The organism is Phenylobacterium sp. GW821-FHT12F10, from assembly GCF_058806695.1.
Window position 1 is genome coordinate 1,791,405 of record NZ_JBXAPY010000001.1, and the last position, 16,553, is coordinate 1,807,957.

Below are 16,553 nucleotides of genomic sequence, written 5' to 3' on the forward strand. Positions count from 1 at the left end.
GAATTTCTTGAGGCCTATTTCACCATGACCGACCGTCCGAACGGCCTCACCTATGCTCAAGCTGGCGTGGATATCGACGCGGGCAACGCGCTGATCGAGCGCATCAAGCCCCTGGCCAAGGCCACGCGGCGGCCCGGGGCGGACGCCGCCCTCGGCGGCTTCGGCGCCCTCTTCGACCTCAAGGCGGCCGGCTATGCCGATCCCCTGCTGGTCTCCACCACCGACGGCGTCGGCACCAAGCTGAAGGTGGCCATCGAAACCGGCATGCACGACACCGTCGGCATCGACCTGGTGGCCATGTGCGTCAACGACCTGCTGGCCCAGGGCGCCGAACCCCTGCTGTTCCTGGACTACTTCGCCACCGGCAAGCTCAATGTCGAGGAAGCCGCCCGCGTGGTGGGAGGCATCGCCGAGGGTTGCCTCCAGGCCGGCGCGGCCCTGGTGGGGGGCGAGACCGCCGAGATGCCCGGCATGTACGGCGAGGGCGACTACGACCTGGCCGGCTTCTCCGTCGGCGCGGTGGAACGCGGCGCGGTCCTGCCCCGCATGGACGACCAGCAGGCCGGCGACCTGATCATCGGCCTGGCCTCCAGCGGCCCGCACTCCAATGGCTACTCCCTGGTGCGCCGCATCGTCGAGCGCTCGGGCCTGGCCTGGACCGACACCGCGCCCTTCGACGAGAACCTGAGCCTGGCGAAGGCGCTGATGGCCCCCACCCGGATCTACATCAAGAGCGTCCTGCCCCAGATCAAGGCCGGCCGGATCAAGGGCTGCGCCCACATCACCGGCGGCGGCCTGATCGAGAACCCGCCGCGCGCCATCGCGCAGGGGTTGGAGGCCCGGTTCGACTGGAACGCCTGGCCCCTGCCCCCGGTCTTCGCCTGGATGCAGCAGGTGGGCGGGGTCTCCGACCACGAGCTGCGCCGCACCTTCAATTGCGGGGTCGGCTTGATCCTCATCGTGGCCCCGCAGGACGCCCCCGAAGTGCTGGAAGGCCTGCTGGCGGCGGACGAGGACGCCTTCGTCTGCGGCGAGCTGGTGGCGGCCTGAAGGCCGAAACTTCGCCACAACTGCGACGAATTTCTGCCAAGCTACGGTAAATAAAGAAATTTGGCGGAACCTGCCCTCGGTCCCACGCGTAACTCACAACGTGGAATTGAGGCTTGAAATGTCGCGTGACGAACAGATCGACCGGGAGGCCCTTGGCCTCTGGCGCGTGCTGAGGGACGGTCCGCCGCCCGCGGGCGTGCACGGCGGCGAACTGCTGAGCATGCTCATCGGCCAGTCCGGCGCCCCGCCCTATGAGCGCCTGCACTCTCCCCACCTGCGCGACAGCCAGATCACCCGGCCGCCGCCGCGGTCATGAACTGCGGGACCGGCCGGCCGATCGAGGCCAGGTAGTCCATCATGGCGCCGGCCACCTGACGCACCGCCGGCCGCGAGGCCATGGTCTCGCGCCAGGCCAGCAGCCGCGGCGTCTCGCGCCCCATCACCGCCCCCATCCGCTCGCCGAACAGGCTGGCCATGAAGAAACCGATGTCGGCGTAGCTCAGGGTCCCGGCCAGGAAGGCGCGGTCGGCCAGCAGCGCCTCCATCTCGCCATAGAAGGCCGCCGCCGCCGCCCGCGCCGCCACGGCGGCCGGGTCCTGCGGCGTGGCCTGCAGGCCCATCAGGGCGATGATGTTCGGGAAATAGACCTCGTCGGCGCGATGCTCCAACAGCCGGGCCGCCGCGCGGGCCTTGGGCTCGGCGGGCCAGAGGGCGGGCTCCGGCGAGAGGTGCTCGAAATATTCGAGGATCTGGGTGGAGTCGAAGATCTCCAGCTCCCCGTCGATCAGCACCGGAACCTGGCGCTTGGGATTGATCCGCACCACGTCGGGATGCTTCGGCTCATAGCCCCGCTGCGGATCGTAGGGGACCATGAAGACCTTCACGGGCAGCCCCTTCTCCAGGGCCGCGATCTCCACCTTGGCGCCGAACATGCTCAAGGGACCGGAATAGAGACGCATGGCCAAGCTCCTCCTGCTCGGTCCGGAACATACCACGAACGCGATGCGGGGCAAACCGGCTCAGGCTCTCCAAAGCGTAAGTTGACCGGCGCCGAAGCTGGACCTTAGCTCACCGCCATGATCACCCCGTCCCGACGCGCCGTCCTCCTGGCCGGCCTCGCCGCTCCGTTCGCCGCCCATGCAGCGACCCCTTCCGACCCCGTACTGGTCACGGCCATGGAAGGCACGAAGACCCCCGGCATGGCCGCCCTGGTCCTGCGGAACTTCAAGGCCGAGCCGGAGCTGGTGGCCGGGATCCGCCGGTTGGGCCGCCCCGAGCTGGTTCGCGCCGGGGACCGCTGGCACCTGGGTTCGAACGGCAAGGCCATGACCGCCACCCTCATCGCCCGGCTGGTGGAGCGCGGGGTGCTGTCCTGGGACCGGCCGCTGGATCAGATGCTGCCGGGCCTGACCGCCGTCATGCGCCCGGAGTATCGCGAGGTGACCCTGCCCGACCTGTTGTCGCACCGCGCCGGCCTGCCGGAAAACCACGACGACATGGCCTTCTTCAACGGCTTCTACGCCGATGCGGCTCCGCTCCCGGCCCAGCGCCTGCGCTATCTGACCACGGCTCTGGCCGACGCGCCCGCCGGGCCCCGGCGCGGCGACATGATCTATTCCAACACCGGCCTGCTGACCGCCGCCGCCGTGGCCGAACACGCCACCGGCAAGCCCTTCGAGACCCTGATCGTCCAGGAGGTCTTCAGACCGCTGGGCATGCGCTCCATCAGTTTCGACCAGTATGGCGGGGCCAATGAGCCCTCCGGCCATGTGGACGGCCGGCCGGCCGACAAGATCACCGACGTCAATCCGCGCATGTTCGCCCCGGCCGGCGCCATGCGCCTGACCATGGCTGACTGGGGCCGCTTCTGCATCGACCAGATGCGCGGCGAGCACGGCCAGGGGAAGCTGCTGAAGGCCGACACCTACCGCTTCCTGCACACCGGCCAGGGCGAGACGCGCTCGGCCCTCGGCTGGGGCGCCTCTCCGCGTCCCATGGGTCTCGCCGGCCCGGCGCTCACCCACGCGGGCTCCGACGGAAACTGGTACGCCCTGGTGGTGCTGTTCCCGCAGACGGGATCGGGCGCGCTGGTGATCGCCAACGCCGCCGACAGCATGGGCGGCGACAAGGCCGCCTTGGCCGCGACCCGGGCTCTGGCCTCGACCGTGGCGGCCCCGCCGCCTACCGACCCTTGAAGTCCGGCGACCGCTTCTGATTGAAGGCCGCCACGCCCTCGCGCCGATCCTCGGTCGTGAACAGGTGGTTGTAGGCCTCCAGCTCCAGAGCCATCGCCCGGTCCAGGGGCAGGACCGCCCCGCCGCGCACGACCCGCTTGAGCGCCCGCACCGAAAGGGGCGCCTTGGAGGCGATCAGGGCGGCGCGCTCCAGCACCAGGGGCAGCAGAGCCTCGGCCGGGCAGACCCGGTTGACGATCCCTATCGACAGGGCCTCGGCGGCGTCCACCGGCGCGCCGGACATCAGCATCTCGGCGGCCCGCCGCTCCCCCACCGCGCGGGTGAGCAGCTGGGTGCCCCCCAGACCCGGGATAATCCCCAGGCCGGCCTCGGGCAGGCCGATCCGCGCGGTCTCCGAGGCCCAGGCGAAGTCGCAGGCCAGCGCCATCTCCGCCCCGCCGCCCATGGCCGCCCCATTGACCGCCGCGATCAGCGGGAAGGGACAGGCCAGCTGGGCGCGGATCATGTCCTCGAACAGGCGGTGCTGCTCGCCCCAGGCCGCGTCGGTCATGCCGTCGCGCTCCTTGAGGTCCGCTCCGGCGCAGAAGAACCGCCCAGCCCCGGTCAGGACCACGGCGCGGACCTGGTCGTCGTCGGCGATCCGCAGCCAAAGGGCCAGCAGTTCGCGACCCATGGCGGTGCTCAGCGAATTGGCCGCCTCGGGACGCGACAGCGTCACCACCAGCAGGCCGGGGGCCGTCTCCTCGACAGCGATGGTCTGGTTCATTTGCCCTCCGGTCCGGCGACGATCCTGGCGTCGTGCAGCTTGGCGATCTCGCCGCCCGACATCTTCAGCAGCTGCGACAGCACCTCGTCGGTGTGCTCGCCGAGCCTGGGGGCGGGAAGAACCTCACCGCGCAAGTCCTGCGGAATGGTCGCCATGGCGCCGGGGGCCGGATAGCTCAGGCCGCTGGGATGGCGGATGTCCTGGAACACGGGATTGGCCTTGAACAGCCGAGGATCCTCCAGCGCCGCCTCCAGGGTCTGGTAGGCGCCCCAGGTCACCCCGCCGGCGTCGAAGGCGGGCGTCAGCTCGGCGGCGGTGCGGCCGGCGAAGGCCCGCTCGAACAGCGGATAGAGCCGCGCCCGATGGACGAACCTCAGACCCTCGTCCGTCGCGAAGGACAGGCCGAGCTCGGCCTCCAAGGCCCCCACCTCGGCGACGATGCCCAGGGTCTCCAGGGCCTTGCTCCACTGCTTCGGGGTGATCGCCAGCAGCATCAGCTTCACCCCGTCCTGGGTGGTGAAGTCGCGGCCGAAGGCGCCGTAGATGTCATTGCCCATGCGTGGCCGCTGGTGGCCCGCCAGCAGGGTCTCGGCGGTGAAGCCCAGATTGGCCATGGTCGCCGCCCCGATGTCCGACAGCGGCGCGCGGATCTCCCGGCCGCCCTGCCCGCGCGTCCGCGCCAACAGGGCCGAGACCAGGGCGAAGGCGCAGTAGGCCCCCGTCAGCAGGTCCCAGGCCGCCAGCACGTGATTCACCGGGCGCTCGTCGCCCACCGGACCGGTCATCAGCGGCAGGCCGAGCGCCGAGTTGATGGTGTAGTCCATGCCCTGGGCCCCATCGGCCCAGCCCATCACCCGCACGCAGATCAGGTCGGGCCGGATCGCGCTGAGCTTCTCGTAGGACAGGAAGCCGTCGACCGGGAAGTTGGTGACGAACAGACCGCCGTCCTCGCCGGGCGCGGTCGCCAGGCGCTGGGCCAGCTCGCGGCCCTCCGGGCGGGCCAGGTCCAGGGCCACCGACTTCTTCCCCTTGTTCAACCCCTCCCAATAGAGGCTGTCGCCTTCAGGCGAGAGCGGCCAGCGCCGGAAGTCGGGCCCGCCGCCGATATTGTCGAAGCGGATCACCTCTGCGCCCATCTGGGCCAGGTAAAGCCCGCAGGTCGGCCCCGCCACGAAGGCCGAGCCCTCCACCACCCTCAGGCCCTTGAGCAGGTCGTACATGCTGACCTCAGAACGACTTCGGCATGCCGAGCACGTGGGTGCCCACGTGGCTCAGGATCAGGTTGGTGGAGATCGGCGCCACTTGGTAGAGCCGCGTCTCGCGGAACTTGCGCTCGATGTCGTACTCCTCGGCGAAGCCGAAGCCGCCGTGGGTCTGCAGGCAGGTGTCGGCGGCGAACCAGGAGGCCTCGGAGGCGACCATCTTGGCCATGTTGGCCTCGGTCCCGCAGGGCTCGCCGGCGTCGAACATCGTCGCGGCCTTGTCCACCATCAGCGAGGCCGCGGTCATCTGGACGTAGGCCCGGGCTATGGGGAACTGCACCCCCTGGTTCTGGCCGATGGGCCGGCCGAACACCTCTCGCGCGGTGGCGTAGGCGCTGGCCCGGTCGATGAAGAACTTGGCGTCCCCGACACACTCGGCGGCGATCAGGATGCGCTCGGCGTTCATGCCGTCCAGGATATAGCCGAAGCCCCGGCCCTCCTCGCCGATCAGGTTGGCGGCCGGCACCTCCATATTGTCGAAGAACAGCTCGGTGGTGGCGTGGTTCAGCATGGTCCGGACCGGCTTGATGGTCAGGCCGTTGCCGACCGCGGCGCGCATGTCCACCAGCAGGACGCTCATCCCCGCCGTCGGTTTGGCCGCGTCCTCGCGGGCCGTGGTGCGGCAGAGCAGGATCATCAGGTCGGAGTGTTCCGCCCGGCTGATCCACAGCTTCTGGCCGTTGACGACGTACTTGTCCCCCTCGCGCCGGGCGAAGGTGGAGATGCGGGTGGTGTCGGTGCCGGCGGTGGGCTCGGTGACCCCGAAGGCCTGCAGGCGCAGCTCGCCGCTGGCGATCTTCGGCAGGTAGGCCTGCTTCTGCGCCTCGCTGCCGTGCCGCAGCAGGGCGCCCATGGTGTACATCTGGGCGTGACAGGCCCCGCCGTTGCAGCCCGAGCGGTGGATCTCCTCCAGGACCGCCGTGGCCGCGCCCAGGCCCAGGCCCGAGCCGCCATAGGCCTCGGGGATCAGCACCGACAGGAAGCCGGCCTCCGTCAGGGCGGTGACGAACGCCGTGGGATAGGTGCGGTCGCGGTCCAGGGCCCGCCAGTACGCCCCCGGGAACTGGGCGCAGAGGCGGCGCACCGCCTCGCGGATCTCGGGGAAGGTCTCACCCGCTGTTGCGCCCACGAAAAAGCCCTCCCTGCGACCAGCCTCAGCTAGCGCATGGAGGGCTCCTTGGAAACGGTGACGCGGCGTCGACTAGACGCCCCGTGATCGCTTAGCCGACGATGTCTTCGTCCTTGAAGAACTGGGCGATCTCGATCTTGGCGTTCTCGACGCTGTCCGAACCGTGCACCGAGTTCTCGCCGACGTTCAGGGCGAACAGCTTGCGGATGGTGCCGGGGGCGGCCTGCTCGGGGTTGGTGGCGCCCATGACTTCGCGATAGCGGGCCATGGCGTTGTCGCCTTCCAGGACCTGCACGACCACGGGGGCCGAGGTCATGGTCTCCACCAGTTCGCCGTAGAAGGGACGCTCGGCGTGCACTTCGTAGAACTTCTTGGCTTGGGCTTCGGTCATCTTGATCCGGCGCTGGGCGACGATGCGCAGGCCCGCGTCTTCGATCACCGCGTTGATCTTGCCGGTGAGGTTCCGCTTGGTGGCGTCCGGCTTGATGATCGAGAAGGTGCGTTCAGTCATGGTCTTGGCTTGTTCTTTGTATCTGAGGCGCGGCCGTCCGCGCCGAAGGGTGCGGGCTTATAGCCGCACCGGGTGACAGCGCCAAGGCAGGTTGCGCGCGACGCGGCCCCCGACCTCTGATATGGAGCGCCCGTCATCGGAGAGACGGTTGATGCGACCCTAGTCAACGCCGCGAGCGAAGACGTGCCGGAGCGTGACAGCCTGAAGTGGATATCGGTTCAGGCGCCCGTCACGCTCCAACGCAAAAGATTGGAGCCTTTTTTTGATCGTTTCAGACTTGTCTGAAACGAAAAGGCTCCAGCGACGGCCACCGGGCCGGCCGTTCACTCAACCTGTTTTGTAAGTCCGATCCCATGCTGCAGATCCATGAACTCGTCTTCGACTCCTGGGGCCGTCGTTTCTTCGACGAGGCCACCATCAGCCTGCCCGTGGGGTCCAAGGTGGGCCTGGTGGGCCGCAACGGCGTCGGCAAGTCCACCCTCTTCAAGCTCATCCTGGGCCAGCTCCACCAGGGCTCGGGCGAGATCGGCTATCCCAAGGCCGCCCGCATCGCCTCGGTGGACCAGGAGCACCCGGCCACCCCGGTGACCCTGCTGGACACCGTGCTCGCCGCCGATGTCGAGCGCGAGACCCTGATGGCCTCCCTGGACACCGCCGAGCCGGAGCACCTGGGGGAGATCTACGCCCGCCTCAGCGACATCGGCGCCGACCGCGCCCCCAGCCGGGCGGCGGAAATCCTCTCCGGCCTCGGCTTCTCCCACGCCGACCTCGCCCGCCCCATGGCCGAGTTCTCCGGCGGCTGGCGGATGCGCGTCGCCCTCGCCGCGGCCCTGTTCGCCGAGCCTGACCTGCTGCTGCTGGACGAACCCACCAACTATCTCGACCTGGAAGGGGCGCTCTGGCTCGAGGCGCGCCTGAAGAAGTACCCCAACAGCGCCATCATCATCAGCCACGACCGCGAGATCCTGAACAACTCGGTGGACCACATCCTCCACCTGCATTCGGGCAAGCTCGACCTCTATCCCGGCAACTACGACAACTTCGAGATTCAGCGCGCCGAGCGCGCCCGCCTGCTGGAATCCAACAAGTCCAAGATCGACGCCCAGCGCGCCCACCTCCAGGCCTTCGTCGACCGCTTCCGCGCCACGGCGTCCAAGGCGACCCAGGCCCAGTCGCGCCTCAAGCAGCTGGCCAAGCTGCCGCCGGTCTCCATCGTCGCGGCCGAGCGCACCGCGCCCTTCATCCTGCCCTCCCCCGAGCGGCCGGTGGCGCCGCCCCTGATCCGCCTGGAGGGCGCCTCGGTGGGCTATGACGGCTCGCCGATCCTGCGCAATCTCGACCTGCGCCTGGACCTGGACGACCGCATCGGCCTGCTGGGCGTCAACGGGGCCGGCAAGTCCACCTTCGCCAAGCTGGTGGCCGGCGCCCTGACGGTGATGCACGGCGACCTGCGCCGCGACCGGCGCCTGAAGGTGGGCTGGTTCCACCAGCACCAGATCGAGGCGCTCGATCCCTCCGACACCCCGTTGGAGATCATCCGGCGCGCCATGCCCGAGGCCAGCGACGCCGCCCGCCGCTCGCGCCTGGCCCAGTTCGGCATGGGGGTGCAGAAGGTGGAGACCACGGTCGCCAACCTGTCCGGCGGCGAGCGCGCGCGCCTGCTGCTGAACATGGTGGCCATGGAGGCCCCTCACCTCCTGATCCTCGATGAACCGACGAACCACCTGGATATCGACAGCCGCCGGGCCCTGCTGGACGCGCTGAACGAATATGCCGGCGCCGTCATCCTCATCACCCACGACCGCTCCCTGATGGAGCTGGTGGCCGACCGTCTGTGGCTGGCCGCCGACGGCACCATCGCCCCCTTCAACGGCGACATGGACGACTACGCCAAGCTGGTGATCGACCGGGCCCGCCAGGCCGCCAAGGGCCCCTCCCAGGTTCCCCAGGCCGCCGCCCCGCCGCCGCCGCCCAAGCCCGTCCCCAAGGCCAAGGTCCCCACCGGCACCGCGCGCCGCCGCGCCGAACAGGCCGAGGCGGCGCTGGCCCGGGCCACCGCCTCCATCGCCGAGATCGACAAGGCCCTGACCGACCCCGACATCTTCACCAGGGATCCCGCCAAGGCCGCCCGCCTGGGCGCCGACCGGGTCAAGGCCCAGGCGGCCCTCGACGCCGCCGAGCAGGAATGGATCGAGGCCGTGGAGGCCTATGAGGCGCTGAAGACCGACGCCTGACCTGGGGCGGTTACGCCTTCACAGCCCCGCCCGATCCACTCTAGGCTGTGGCGGTCGTCGCCCTGAGGCTGTGGTCATGTCTGAACTGGACGAGCTGCGCGCCTCGAATGCGGCCCTTCAGGCCCGTGTCCAGGCCCTGGAGACGGCCCTGGCGGCCAAGCCCCAGATGGAGCGGGCGCCGATGTTCGCCCTGCTCCGGGCCATGCCGCTGCAGATCGCGGTGGTGGACGGGCAAGGGATCTGCGTCTTCGCCACCGCCAATTTCCACCCCTGGCTGGCCGAGGGCGGGGCGCCCATCCACGGGCGGCCCTTCCTCGACGCCCTGGTTCCGACCCTGCGCCCGATCGCGGCCGAGCTGCTGGCCGCGGCGGCCGGCGGTCCCCAGCGACGCGATCTCACCCTCGGCGACCGCGAGGGCCGGGCCCGCGACCTCCAGGTCACGGTGAGCCCCCGCCAGATCGGCCCGGACGAGGTCGACGGCGCCGTCTGGATCGCGCAGGACCTGACCCATCACCGCCTGGCCGACGAGGCCTTGCGGCTCAGCGAGCGCCGCCTCAGCCTGGCCACCGAGGCCGCGGGCCTGGGGGTCTGGGACTGGGACCTGGCCACCGACGAGGTGATCTATTCCGACCAGGCCAAGGCCATCTTCGGCTTTCCGGCGGACCAGCCGGTGAGCTTCGCGATGGTCCGCGACCTTGTCCACCCGGAGGACGAGGCCATCACCGAGACCATGGCGCGACGCGCCACCGATCCGGACCTGCGCGAAAAGGTCGCCTACGACTGCCGCATCGTGCGGCCCGACGGCGCCGAGCGCTGGCTGTTGGCCCACGGCGAGGCCCTGTTCGAGGACACCCCGGAGGGTCCGCGCGCCGTCCGCTATGTCGGCGCCATCCAGGACATCACCGAGCGAGCCCGCGCCGCGGAGCGGCGGCAGTTCCTGATCAACGAGCTGAACCACCGGGTGAAGAACACCCTCGCCACCGTCCAGTCCATCGCCCACCAGACCCTGCGCCCCGGCCAGAGCCCCGGCGAGGCCCGCGGCCTGCTCACCGCCCGGCTGATCGCCCTCTCCGGCGCCCACGACATCCTGACCCGCGAGAACTGGGAGGCCGCCGACCTGCGCGACATCGTCGCCCAGGCGCTCGGCCCCTTCGAGCCGGAGGCGGGCGCGCGGTTCGAGGTCCAGGGGCCCCCCGTGCGCATCGCGCCGCGGGCGGCGGTCGCCCTGGCCATGGCCCTGCACGAGCTGGCCACCAACGCGGCCAAGTACGGCGCGCTCGCCACCGAGGTGGGCCGGGTCTCTGTGACCTGGAGCCTGGCCGCGGGGGACGGCCAGTCCCGGCTGGTGCTGGACTGGCGCGAGCGGGGCGGCCCGCCGGTGACCCCGCCGTCCCGCAAGGGATTCGGCTCCCGCCTGCTGCTCCAGGGCCTGACCGCCGACCTCGGGGCGGCGGCGCAGATTGGTTACGAACCGGGCGGTCTCACCTGCCGCATCGACGCCCCGCTGATGGCCGCCGCCGCCTTCGAACCGGCCTGAGCCCGCGATCCGACCAATTAAGGTTTACAATCGCACACCCTCTTTATTCGCCGTATTGCAAGAGGCCCCCACCCATAACCCCCTGACAGTTCGACGCTATTAGCACCAGGGGTGGGGCATGAGGCTCGTTACAATCGGCAGTTTGGGGGCCTCGGTCGCCCTGGGTCTGGGGGCCATCATCGTGGCCCGGGTGGCCCTGCCGGACACCGGAAAGGTCCAGGCCGCCCCCGCCGCGGTCTCCCCCATGGCCAACGCCGTCTCCGTGGTGGTGGCCGCCCGCGACATCGCCTATGGCGCGCGCCTCGACGCCGGACAGCTCAAGCTGATCCAGGTGCCCCGCGACGCCGCCCCGGCCAACGCCTTCACCTCCGTCGCCCAGGTCCTGGCCCAGGATCACGGCGGCGCCCCGGTGGCCCTGACCCTGATCGCCGCCCGCGAACCCGTGCTGCCGGCCAAGCTCAGCGGCCCCGGAGCCCGCCCCTCGGTCGCCGCCGAGATCGCGCCGGGCATGCGCGCCTACGCCATCGGCGTCACCGACATCTCCGGCGTCGGGGGTCACGCCCTGCCCGGCGACCACGTCGACGTGGTGATGATGCGCAACCTCACCCCCGACGGCCCGCACAAGGTCCTGCAGTCCCAGCTGGTGGTGCAGAACGTCCGCGTCCTCGGGGTCGACCTCAACGCCGATCCCACCTCCACCAAGGCCGAGAAGCCCTCGACCACCACCCTGGAGGTCAGCGTCAAGGACGCCCAGAAACTGGCCATCGCCGCGGAGATGGGAACCCTCTCCCTGGCGCTCCGCCCGCTGGGCTCCTCCGATGTCGAGCCTGTCGCCGAGGTGGCCTCGGCCGCCCCGCGGGCCCAGGGCCACGTCCGCCGCGCCCGCTCCGCCGGCGCGCCCTCGGGCGGCCGCATCACCATCGTCGAAGGCGAGAACAGCGCCGCCCCGGCCGCCCCGGCCGCCAGCCCCAAGCCCGCGGCCTAAGGAACATCCCCCCAATGCTCCGCTCCTCCCTTCTCGGCGCCCTGGCCGCCACCCTGGCCATCGCCACGGCCCTGCCCGCCGCCGCCGAACAGTTCTCCAGCGAGGCCGCCCGCTCGCGGGTCATCACCGTGCCCCGCAACAAGTCCGCCTCCTTCCGGCTGGACGCCCCCGCCAGCAAGATCGTGGTGGCCCAGCCCGAGACCGCCCAGATCGTCGCCACCACCGACCGCAGCTTCTATGTGCGCGGCAAGCAGCTCGGCTCCACCAACCTGTTGATCTACGGCGCCGGCGGCGCCCTGCAGGAGGTGGTGGACGTCCGGGTCGGCTACGACGCCGACGCCCTCCAGGCCGACCTGGCCGCGGCCTTGCCCGGCGAGATGATCGAGGTGCGCAACCTCGGCGAAGGCCTGCTTCTGGCCGGCGACGTCTCCACCACCGCCGCGGCCGCCAAGGCCAAGGCCCTGGCCGAGAAGTTCGCCCCCGACTCCGTCACCTCGGCCCTCACCGTGCGGGCCTCGCAGCAGGTGATCCTGGAGGTCCGCGTCCTGGAGGCCAGCCGCTCCTCCCTCAAGGACATCGGCTTCAACATCAACGCCAGCAACAACACCACCTTCGCCCTGCAGACCGGCTCGGGCCTGATCGGCAACTCCGCCCCGCAGGGCGCGCTCAGCATCGGCGGCTCCATCGGCACGGCGCGCATCGACCTGGTCCTGCGCGCCCTGGAGGAGAAGGGCGTCATCCGCACCCTGGCCAAGCCCAACCTGGTGGCTCTGTCGGGCGAGAAGGCCAGCTTCCTGGCCGGGGGCGAATTCCCCTTCCCGGTTCCCAACGGCCGCGACACCGTCACCATCGAGTTCCGGCCCTTTGGCGTCACCCTCAACTTCCAGCCGACGGTGCAGGACAACGGCCTGATCCGGCTGCAGGTGGCGCCCGAGGTCAGCCAGCTCGACAGCCGAACCTCCCTGAAGCTGAACGGCATCGAAATCCCCAGCCTGATCGTGCGCCGCGCCAACACCACCGTGGAGCTGCGCTCGGGCGAAAGCTTCGCCATCGCCGGCCTGTTCCAGCAGGACTACTCCAACTCGGTGCGCCAGCTCCCCGGCGCCGGCGAGGTGCCGGTCCTGGGCGCCCTGTTCCGCTCCTCGCGGTGGAAGAAGGCCGAGACCGAGCTGGTCATCATCGTCACCCCCCGCATGGCCGGCGCCGACGACTACAAGGCCGACCCCGCGGTCCTGGCCGGAAACGAGGCCACCGCCATCGATCTGATCCTCAACGGCCTGTCCCTCGACAAGCCGCTGTCCAAGGTCGACGGCCGCACCAAGAGCGGATCGCCCTCATGAGCAACTGGAGCCTCCTGGGCCGCCGGGTCCTGGCCATCGGCGACAGCCTGGCCCCCCTGTCGCGCGGCCCCCTGTTCGGGGCGGCCATGGAGATCGCGGGCCTCGATCGCCTCGCCGACCTGCGGCCGGGCATGACCGACCTGATCCTCATCGACGCCGACAGCGCCGATCCGGCCGCCCTGGCCGCCGCCGTGGCGACCCTGTCGGACATCCCGGCCCTGCCCCCGACCCTGTTCCTCGGCGGCCATCTGCCGGTGGGTCTGGTCCGCGCCCTGATGCGCCTGCCCCACGCCGACGTGGTGGAGGCGCCCTACACCAACGACCAGCTGCAGAACGCGATCTACGCCCTGCTGGATCAGGCCGCGGCCCAGGCGCCCGTGGCCTCGGGCCACCAGTCCCGCTGCTGGACCGTGCTGGGCGCGGTCGGCGGCGCCGGCGCCACCATGCTGTCCATCGAGATCGCCAGCGCCCTCGCCGCCAAGTCGCCGCGGGACTCCAGCGTCTGCCTCATCGACCTGCACCTGGCCGACGGCGCCTGCGCGGCCTATCTCGGCGCGACCCCGGCCATGGGCCTGGCCCAGTTCGGCCCCGCCGCCGAACGCATGGACGCCGCCCTGCTGGCCGCCTTCGCCAGCCCGGTGAGCAAGGGCCTGGACCTGCTGGCCTGCCCGCGCGATCCCACCGCCTTCTCCGCCATCTCGCGCGAGGCGGTCCTGCGCATCCTGGAGATCGCCTGCGACTCCTATGACCACGTCGTCCTCGACATGCCCCGCCACCGCCACGGCTGGACCCTGGAGGCCCTCTCCGGCTCCGACGAGGTGCTGGTGGTCTCCGAACTGACCGTGCCCGCCCTGTTGGCCGCCCGCGCCCTCTCCGACGAGGTGGAGGCCGCCGCCGCCCTGCGCCCCCGCATCGTGCTCAATCGCCTGGCCAGCCGCATGTTCGGCCCCGCCCCCTCCACCGCCGAGGCGGAGAAGGCCCTGCAGCGCAAGGCCGACGGCGCCATCTCCTCCGACTGGGAGGCCGCCGCGGCCTCCGTCAATCTGGGGGGCGCCATCAGCCAGCACCGGCCCAAGTCCAAGATCGTGCGCGATGTCGGGGGCCTGGTGGATCGCCTGCTCGCCGAGCGCGGCCGCCGCGCGCCCCTGGCCGTTCCCGCCGCGTCGCGGGCCGCCTGATGGGACGCTTCAGCCCCGCCAAGCCCGTGGTCCTCGAGGTCGTCGAGACCGAGGCTCCCGCCCCCGCCCCGACCCCGGAGCGCGTCGCCGCCGTCGCCGCCGCGGCGTCGGCCGCCTCCACGGCGCTCGCCGAGAGCCAGATGCTCGACATCAAGCTCAAGCTGCACGCGCAACTCATTGAGGAACTTGACCTTTCAAAGCTTGAGAAGGTCGGCGAGAAGGAGATCCGTCGCCAGGTCCTGGCCCTGATCGGCGATTTCGCGCGCGCCGAGCGCCTGGCGCTCAACACCGCCGAACTCGAGGAGCTGGGCTCGTCGGTCTATGACGAGATGATGGGCCTGGGGCCGCTGGAGCCCCTACTCAAGGATGACAGCATCAATGACATCCTGATCAACGGCCCCTTCCAGGTCTATGTCGAGCGGCGCGGCGAGCTGGAGCCCACCGCCGTGCGCTTCCGCGACAACGACCACCTGCTGCGCATCGTCAACCGCATCGTCGCAGGCGTCGGCCGCCGGATCGACGAGAGCCAGCCCATGGTGGACGCCCGCCTGCCCGACGGCAGCCGGGTCAACGCCGCCATCGCCCCCATCGCCATCGACGGGGCCTGCGTCTCGATCCGTAAGTTCTCCAAGAAGCCCTACACCCTGGAGAAGCTGGTGGACGTGGGCGCCATGCCCCAGTGCGTCGCCGACTTCCTGCACGGGGCCATCAAGGCCCGGGTCTCCACCGTGATCTCCGGCGGCACCGGCTCGGGCAAGACCACCCTGCTCAACGCCCTCTCGGCCGCCATCAGCCACAAGGAACGGCTGATCACCATCGAGGACGCCGCCGAGCTGCAGATGCAGCAGCCGCACATCGTGCGCCTGGAGACCCGTCCCCCCAATATCGAGGGCAAGGGCGAGATCCGGCAGCGGGAACTGGTGAAGAACGCCCTGCGGATGCGTCCCGACCGGGTGATCCTGGGGGAGGTCCGGGGCGAGGAAGCCTTCGACATGCTCCAGGCCATGAACACCGGCCACGAGGGCTCGATGGCCACCATCCACGCCAACACCCCCCGCGACGCCATCACCCGCCTGGAGCAGATGGTGGCCATGTCGGGCATGAAGCTGAGCCCCGAGGCCGTGCGCGGCCAGATCGCCTCGGCGGTGGGCCTGATCATCCAGATCATGCGTCTGTCGGACGGCAAGCGGAAGCTGATGAGCGTCACCGAGATCACCGGCATGGAAGGCCAAGTGGTGCAGATGCAGGAGATCTTCTTCTTCAACCGCCTGCACACCTCCGCCGACGGCGCCGTGCACGGGGAGTTCCGCGCCAGCGGCCTGCGCGCCCGCTGCCTGGACGAGATGACCCGCCGCGGCATCGCCTACGACACCGCCAACTTCGATCCCTCCAAGGTGCTGGGATGAGCTTCGACGCCTCCAGCGCCTATCTGGTCCTGGTCTTCGCCGCGGTCTTCGCCGCCTGCCAGGCCGCCTTCGGCCTGTTCAGCACCGCCAAGGTCAAGCGCAAGGTCAACCAGAGGCTCAAGGTCTCCGAGCGCATCGGCGGCATCCAGGAGCTGGTGGTGGAGCTGCGCAAGCAGCGCGGCCTCACCGCCGCCGGCGACCTGCGGGCCGGGGTGAAGTGGCTGGCAGAGCTGATCGTCCGATCCGGCGTGCCCTATGATCCCCGGAAGTGGCTGATGGCGGTGATCGCCGCGGCCGTGGCCGGCGCGGTCCTGATCGTCCTGGTCAGCCACAGCCTGCTGATGGCGCCCGTGGGCGCCCTGCTGGTGGGCGGCGCCGGCCCCATCTTCTTCCTGAAGTTCATGGCCGCCCGCCGGTCCAAGGCCCTGGGTCACCAGCTCCCCCAGGGGCTGGAGATCATCGTCCGCAGCCTGGAGGCCGGCCACCCCGTCCCCACCGCCATCCAGCTCGTCGGCCGCGAGATGGCCGACCCCATCGGTTCGGAATTCGGCATGGCCGCCGACGAGATCGCCTATGGCGCCACCCTGGAACAGGCCATCGGCCGCATGTCCCAGCGCTGCCAGCACCCCGACGTCGACCTGTTCGCCGCCACCGTGCGCCTGCAGGAGCGGGCCGGCGGCAACCTCACCGGCCTGCTGAAGCTCAACGCCGCCACGGTGCGCGAACGCCACCGCATGCGCCTGAAGATCAAGGCCGCCTCGGCCGAGGGCCGGATCTCGGCCATCATCCTCACCGCCGCCCCCTTCATCGCCGGCGGCGCCATCAGCCTGATGTCGCCGGACTTCTACGGCGAGGTGATCGGCGAACCCTTCATCCAGACCGGCCTGCTGGCCATGTTCATCTGGGTGGCCATCGGCAACCTGATCATGCGCCGCATGGTCGACATGCGGATCTGAGCCC

Annotated in this window: 15 protein-coding genes; 10 read left to right on the plus strand and 5 right to left on the minus strand. The window is 70.5% G+C overall.

The window, feature by feature from the left end; genetic code table 11:
* Window positions 1-24 precede the first annotated feature (24 nt).
* Window positions 25-1,050, plus strand: coding sequence for a phosphoribosylformylglycinamidine cyclo-ligase (purM, locus tag AC1RN5_RS09005; RefSeq protein WP_493040852.1), 1,026 nt, complete (start codon window positions 25-27; stop codon window positions 1,048-1,050).
* A 118-nt stretch (window positions 1,051-1,168) separates the two neighbouring features.
* A complete protein-coding gene (locus AC1RN5_RS09010) occupies window positions 1,169-1,366 on the plus strand; it encodes a hypothetical protein (protein WP_493040853.1) in 198 nt (65 codons plus the stop codon).
* On the opposite strand, the gene AC1RN5_RS09015 is transcribed toward AC1RN5_RS09010, so the two are convergent.
* Window positions 1,341-2,009, minus strand: coding sequence for a glutathione S-transferase family protein (locus tag AC1RN5_RS09015; RefSeq protein ID WP_493040854.1), 669 nt, complete (start codon window positions 2,007-2,009; stop codon window positions 1,341-1,343). The genes AC1RN5_RS09010 and AC1RN5_RS09015 overlap by 26 nt on opposite strands.
* Window positions 2,010-2,225: 216 nt before the next feature.
* Here AC1RN5_RS09015 and AC1RN5_RS09020 point away from each other — a divergent pair, with 216 nt between their 5' ends.
* Window positions 2,226-3,245 carry a serine hydrolase domain-containing protein gene (locus tag AC1RN5_RS09020; RefSeq protein ID WP_493040855.1) on the plus strand — a complete coding sequence of 340 codons (1,020 nt, stop codon included), beginning with the start codon at window positions 2,226-2,228 and terminating at the stop codon, window positions 3,243-3,245.
* Here the strand turns inward: AC1RN5_RS09020 and AC1RN5_RS09025 are convergent.
* From AC1RN5_RS09025 to ndk, 4 genes are all read right to left on the minus strand, one after another.
* Window positions 3,232-4,011 carry an enoyl-CoA hydratase/isomerase family protein gene (locus tag AC1RN5_RS09025; RefSeq protein ID WP_493040856.1) on the minus strand — a complete coding sequence of 260 codons (780 nt, stop codon included), beginning with the start codon at window positions 4,009-4,011 and terminating at the stop codon, window positions 3,232-3,234. The genes AC1RN5_RS09020 and AC1RN5_RS09025 overlap by 14 nt on opposite strands.
* The gene (locus AC1RN5_RS09030; protein WP_493040857.1) at window positions 4,008-5,231 is read right to left on the minus strand and encodes a CoA transferase; all 1,224 of its coding nucleotides are present in this window, start codon (window positions 5,229-5,231) and stop codon (window positions 4,008-4,010) included. Before AC1RN5_RS09030 ends, AC1RN5_RS09025 begins: the two co-directional genes overlap by 4 nt.
* Window positions 5,232-5,238: 7 nt before the next feature.
* Window positions 5,239-6,402 carry an acyl-CoA dehydrogenase family protein gene (locus AC1RN5_RS09035; protein ID WP_493040858.1) on the minus strand — a complete coding sequence of 388 codons (1,164 nt, stop codon included), beginning with the start codon at window positions 6,400-6,402 and terminating at the stop codon, window positions 5,239-5,241.
* A gap of 91 nt (window positions 6,403-6,493) precedes the next feature.
* Entirely contained in the window at window positions 6,494-6,913 is a 420-nt protein-coding gene (gene ndk / locus AC1RN5_RS09040; protein WP_421931312.1) for a nucleoside-diphosphate kinase, read from the minus strand.
* Between the two features lie 353 nt (window positions 6,914-7,266).
* Between ndk and AC1RN5_RS09045 the strand changes: the two genes are divergently transcribed.
* The 7 genes from AC1RN5_RS09045 to AC1RN5_RS09075 all read left to right on the plus strand — a co-directional run bounded on the left by AC1RN5_RS09045 (window position 7,267) and on the right by AC1RN5_RS09075 (window position 16,549).
* Window positions 7,267-9,147, plus strand: coding sequence for an ABC-F family ATP-binding cassette domain-containing protein (locus AC1RN5_RS09045; protein WP_493040859.1), 1,881 nt, complete (start codon window positions 7,267-7,269; stop codon window positions 9,145-9,147).
* 76 nt (window positions 9,148-9,223) lie between these two features.
* Window positions 9,224-10,684 carry a sensor histidine kinase gene (locus tag AC1RN5_RS09050; protein ID WP_493040860.1) on the plus strand — a complete coding sequence of 487 codons (1,461 nt, stop codon included), beginning with the start codon at window positions 9,224-9,226 and terminating at the stop codon, window positions 10,682-10,684.
* Window positions 10,685-10,802: 118 nt separating this feature from the next.
* A complete protein-coding gene (gene cpaB / locus AC1RN5_RS09055; protein ID WP_493040861.1) occupies window positions 10,803-11,669 on the plus strand; it encodes a Flp pilus assembly protein CpaB in 867 nt (288 codons plus the stop codon).
* 14 nt (window positions 11,670-11,683) lie between these two features.
* Window positions 11,684-13,009, plus strand: a complete 1,326-nt coding sequence (locus AC1RN5_RS09060; protein WP_493040862.1) for a type II and III secretion system protein family protein — start codon at window positions 11,684-11,686, stop codon at window positions 13,007-13,009.
* Window positions 13,006-14,187, plus strand: coding sequence for a CpaE/TadZ family protein (locus AC1RN5_RS09065; protein ID WP_493040863.1), 1,182 nt, complete (start codon window positions 13,006-13,008; stop codon window positions 14,185-14,187). The genes AC1RN5_RS09060 and AC1RN5_RS09065 overlap by 4 nt, the downstream gene beginning before the upstream one ends.
* Window positions 14,187-15,593: a TadA family conjugal transfer-associated ATPase gene (locus AC1RN5_RS09070; RefSeq protein ID WP_493040864.1), complete on the plus strand. Its 1,407-nt coding sequence runs from the start codon at window positions 14,187-14,189 to the stop codon at window positions 15,591-15,593. The genes AC1RN5_RS09065 and AC1RN5_RS09070 overlap by 1 nt, the downstream gene beginning before the upstream one ends.
* On the plus strand, window positions 15,590-16,549 hold the full coding sequence (locus AC1RN5_RS09075; protein ID WP_493040865.1) for a type II secretion system F family protein: 960 nt from the start codon (window positions 15,590-15,592) through the stop codon (window positions 16,547-16,549). Before AC1RN5_RS09070 ends, AC1RN5_RS09075 begins: the two co-directional genes overlap by 4 nt.
* Window positions 16,550-16,553 lie beyond the last annotated feature (4 nt).

What these genes read in the sequence shown, in the direction of transcription:
- ndk (WP_421931312.1), bottom strand. Translation starts at nt 6,913, where the DNA reads ATGACTGAACGCACCTTCTCGATCATCAAGCCGGACGCCACCAAGCGG.
- purM (WP_493040852.1), top strand. Translation starts at nt 25, where the DNA reads ATGACCGACCGTCCGAACGGCCTCACCTATGCTCAAGCTGGCGTGGAT.
- AC1RN5_RS09020 (WP_493040855.1), top strand. Translation starts at nt 2,226, where the DNA reads ATGGAAGGCACGAAGACCCCCGGCATGGCCGCCCTGGTCCTGCGGAAC.
- AC1RN5_RS09015 (WP_493040854.1), bottom strand. Translation starts at nt 2,009, where the DNA reads ATGCGTCTCTATTCCGGTCCCTTGAGCATGTTCGGCGCCAAGGTGGAG.
- AC1RN5_RS09060 (WP_493040862.1), top strand. Translation starts at nt 11,684, where the DNA reads ATGCTCCGCTCCTCCCTTCTCGGCGCCCTGGCCGCCACCCTGGCCATC.
- AC1RN5_RS09045 (WP_493040859.1), top strand. Translation starts at nt 7,267, where the DNA reads ATGCTGCAGATCCATGAACTCGTCTTCGACTCCTGGGGCCGTCGTTTC.
- AC1RN5_RS09050 (WP_493040860.1), top strand. Translation starts at nt 9,224, where the DNA reads ATGTCTGAACTGGACGAGCTGCGCGCCTCGAATGCGGCCCTTCAGGCC.
- AC1RN5_RS09025 (WP_493040856.1), bottom strand. Translation starts at nt 4,011, where the DNA reads ATGAACCAGACCATCGCTGTCGAGGAGACGGCCCCCGGCCTGCTGGTG.
- AC1RN5_RS09075 (WP_493040865.1), top strand. Translation starts at nt 15,590, where the DNA reads ATGAGCTTCGACGCCTCCAGCGCCTATCTGGTCCTGGTCTTCGCCGCG.
- AC1RN5_RS09070 (WP_493040864.1), top strand. Translation starts at nt 14,187, where the DNA reads ATGGGACGCTTCAGCCCCGCCAAGCCCGTGGTCCTCGAGGTCGTCGAG.
- AC1RN5_RS09065 (WP_493040863.1), top strand. Translation starts at nt 13,006, where the DNA reads ATGAGCAACTGGAGCCTCCTGGGCCGCCGGGTCCTGGCCATCGGCGAC.
- cpaB (WP_493040861.1), top strand. Translation starts at nt 10,803, where the DNA reads ATGAGGCTCGTTACAATCGGCAGTTTGGGGGCCTCGGTCGCCCTGGGT.
- AC1RN5_RS09010 (WP_493040853.1), top strand. Translation starts at nt 1,169, where the DNA reads ATGTCGCGTGACGAACAGATCGACCGGGAGGCCCTTGGCCTCTGGCGC.
- AC1RN5_RS09030 (WP_493040857.1), bottom strand. Translation starts at nt 5,231, where the DNA reads ATGTACGACCTGCTCAAGGGCCTGAGGGTGGTGGAGGGCTCGGCCTTC.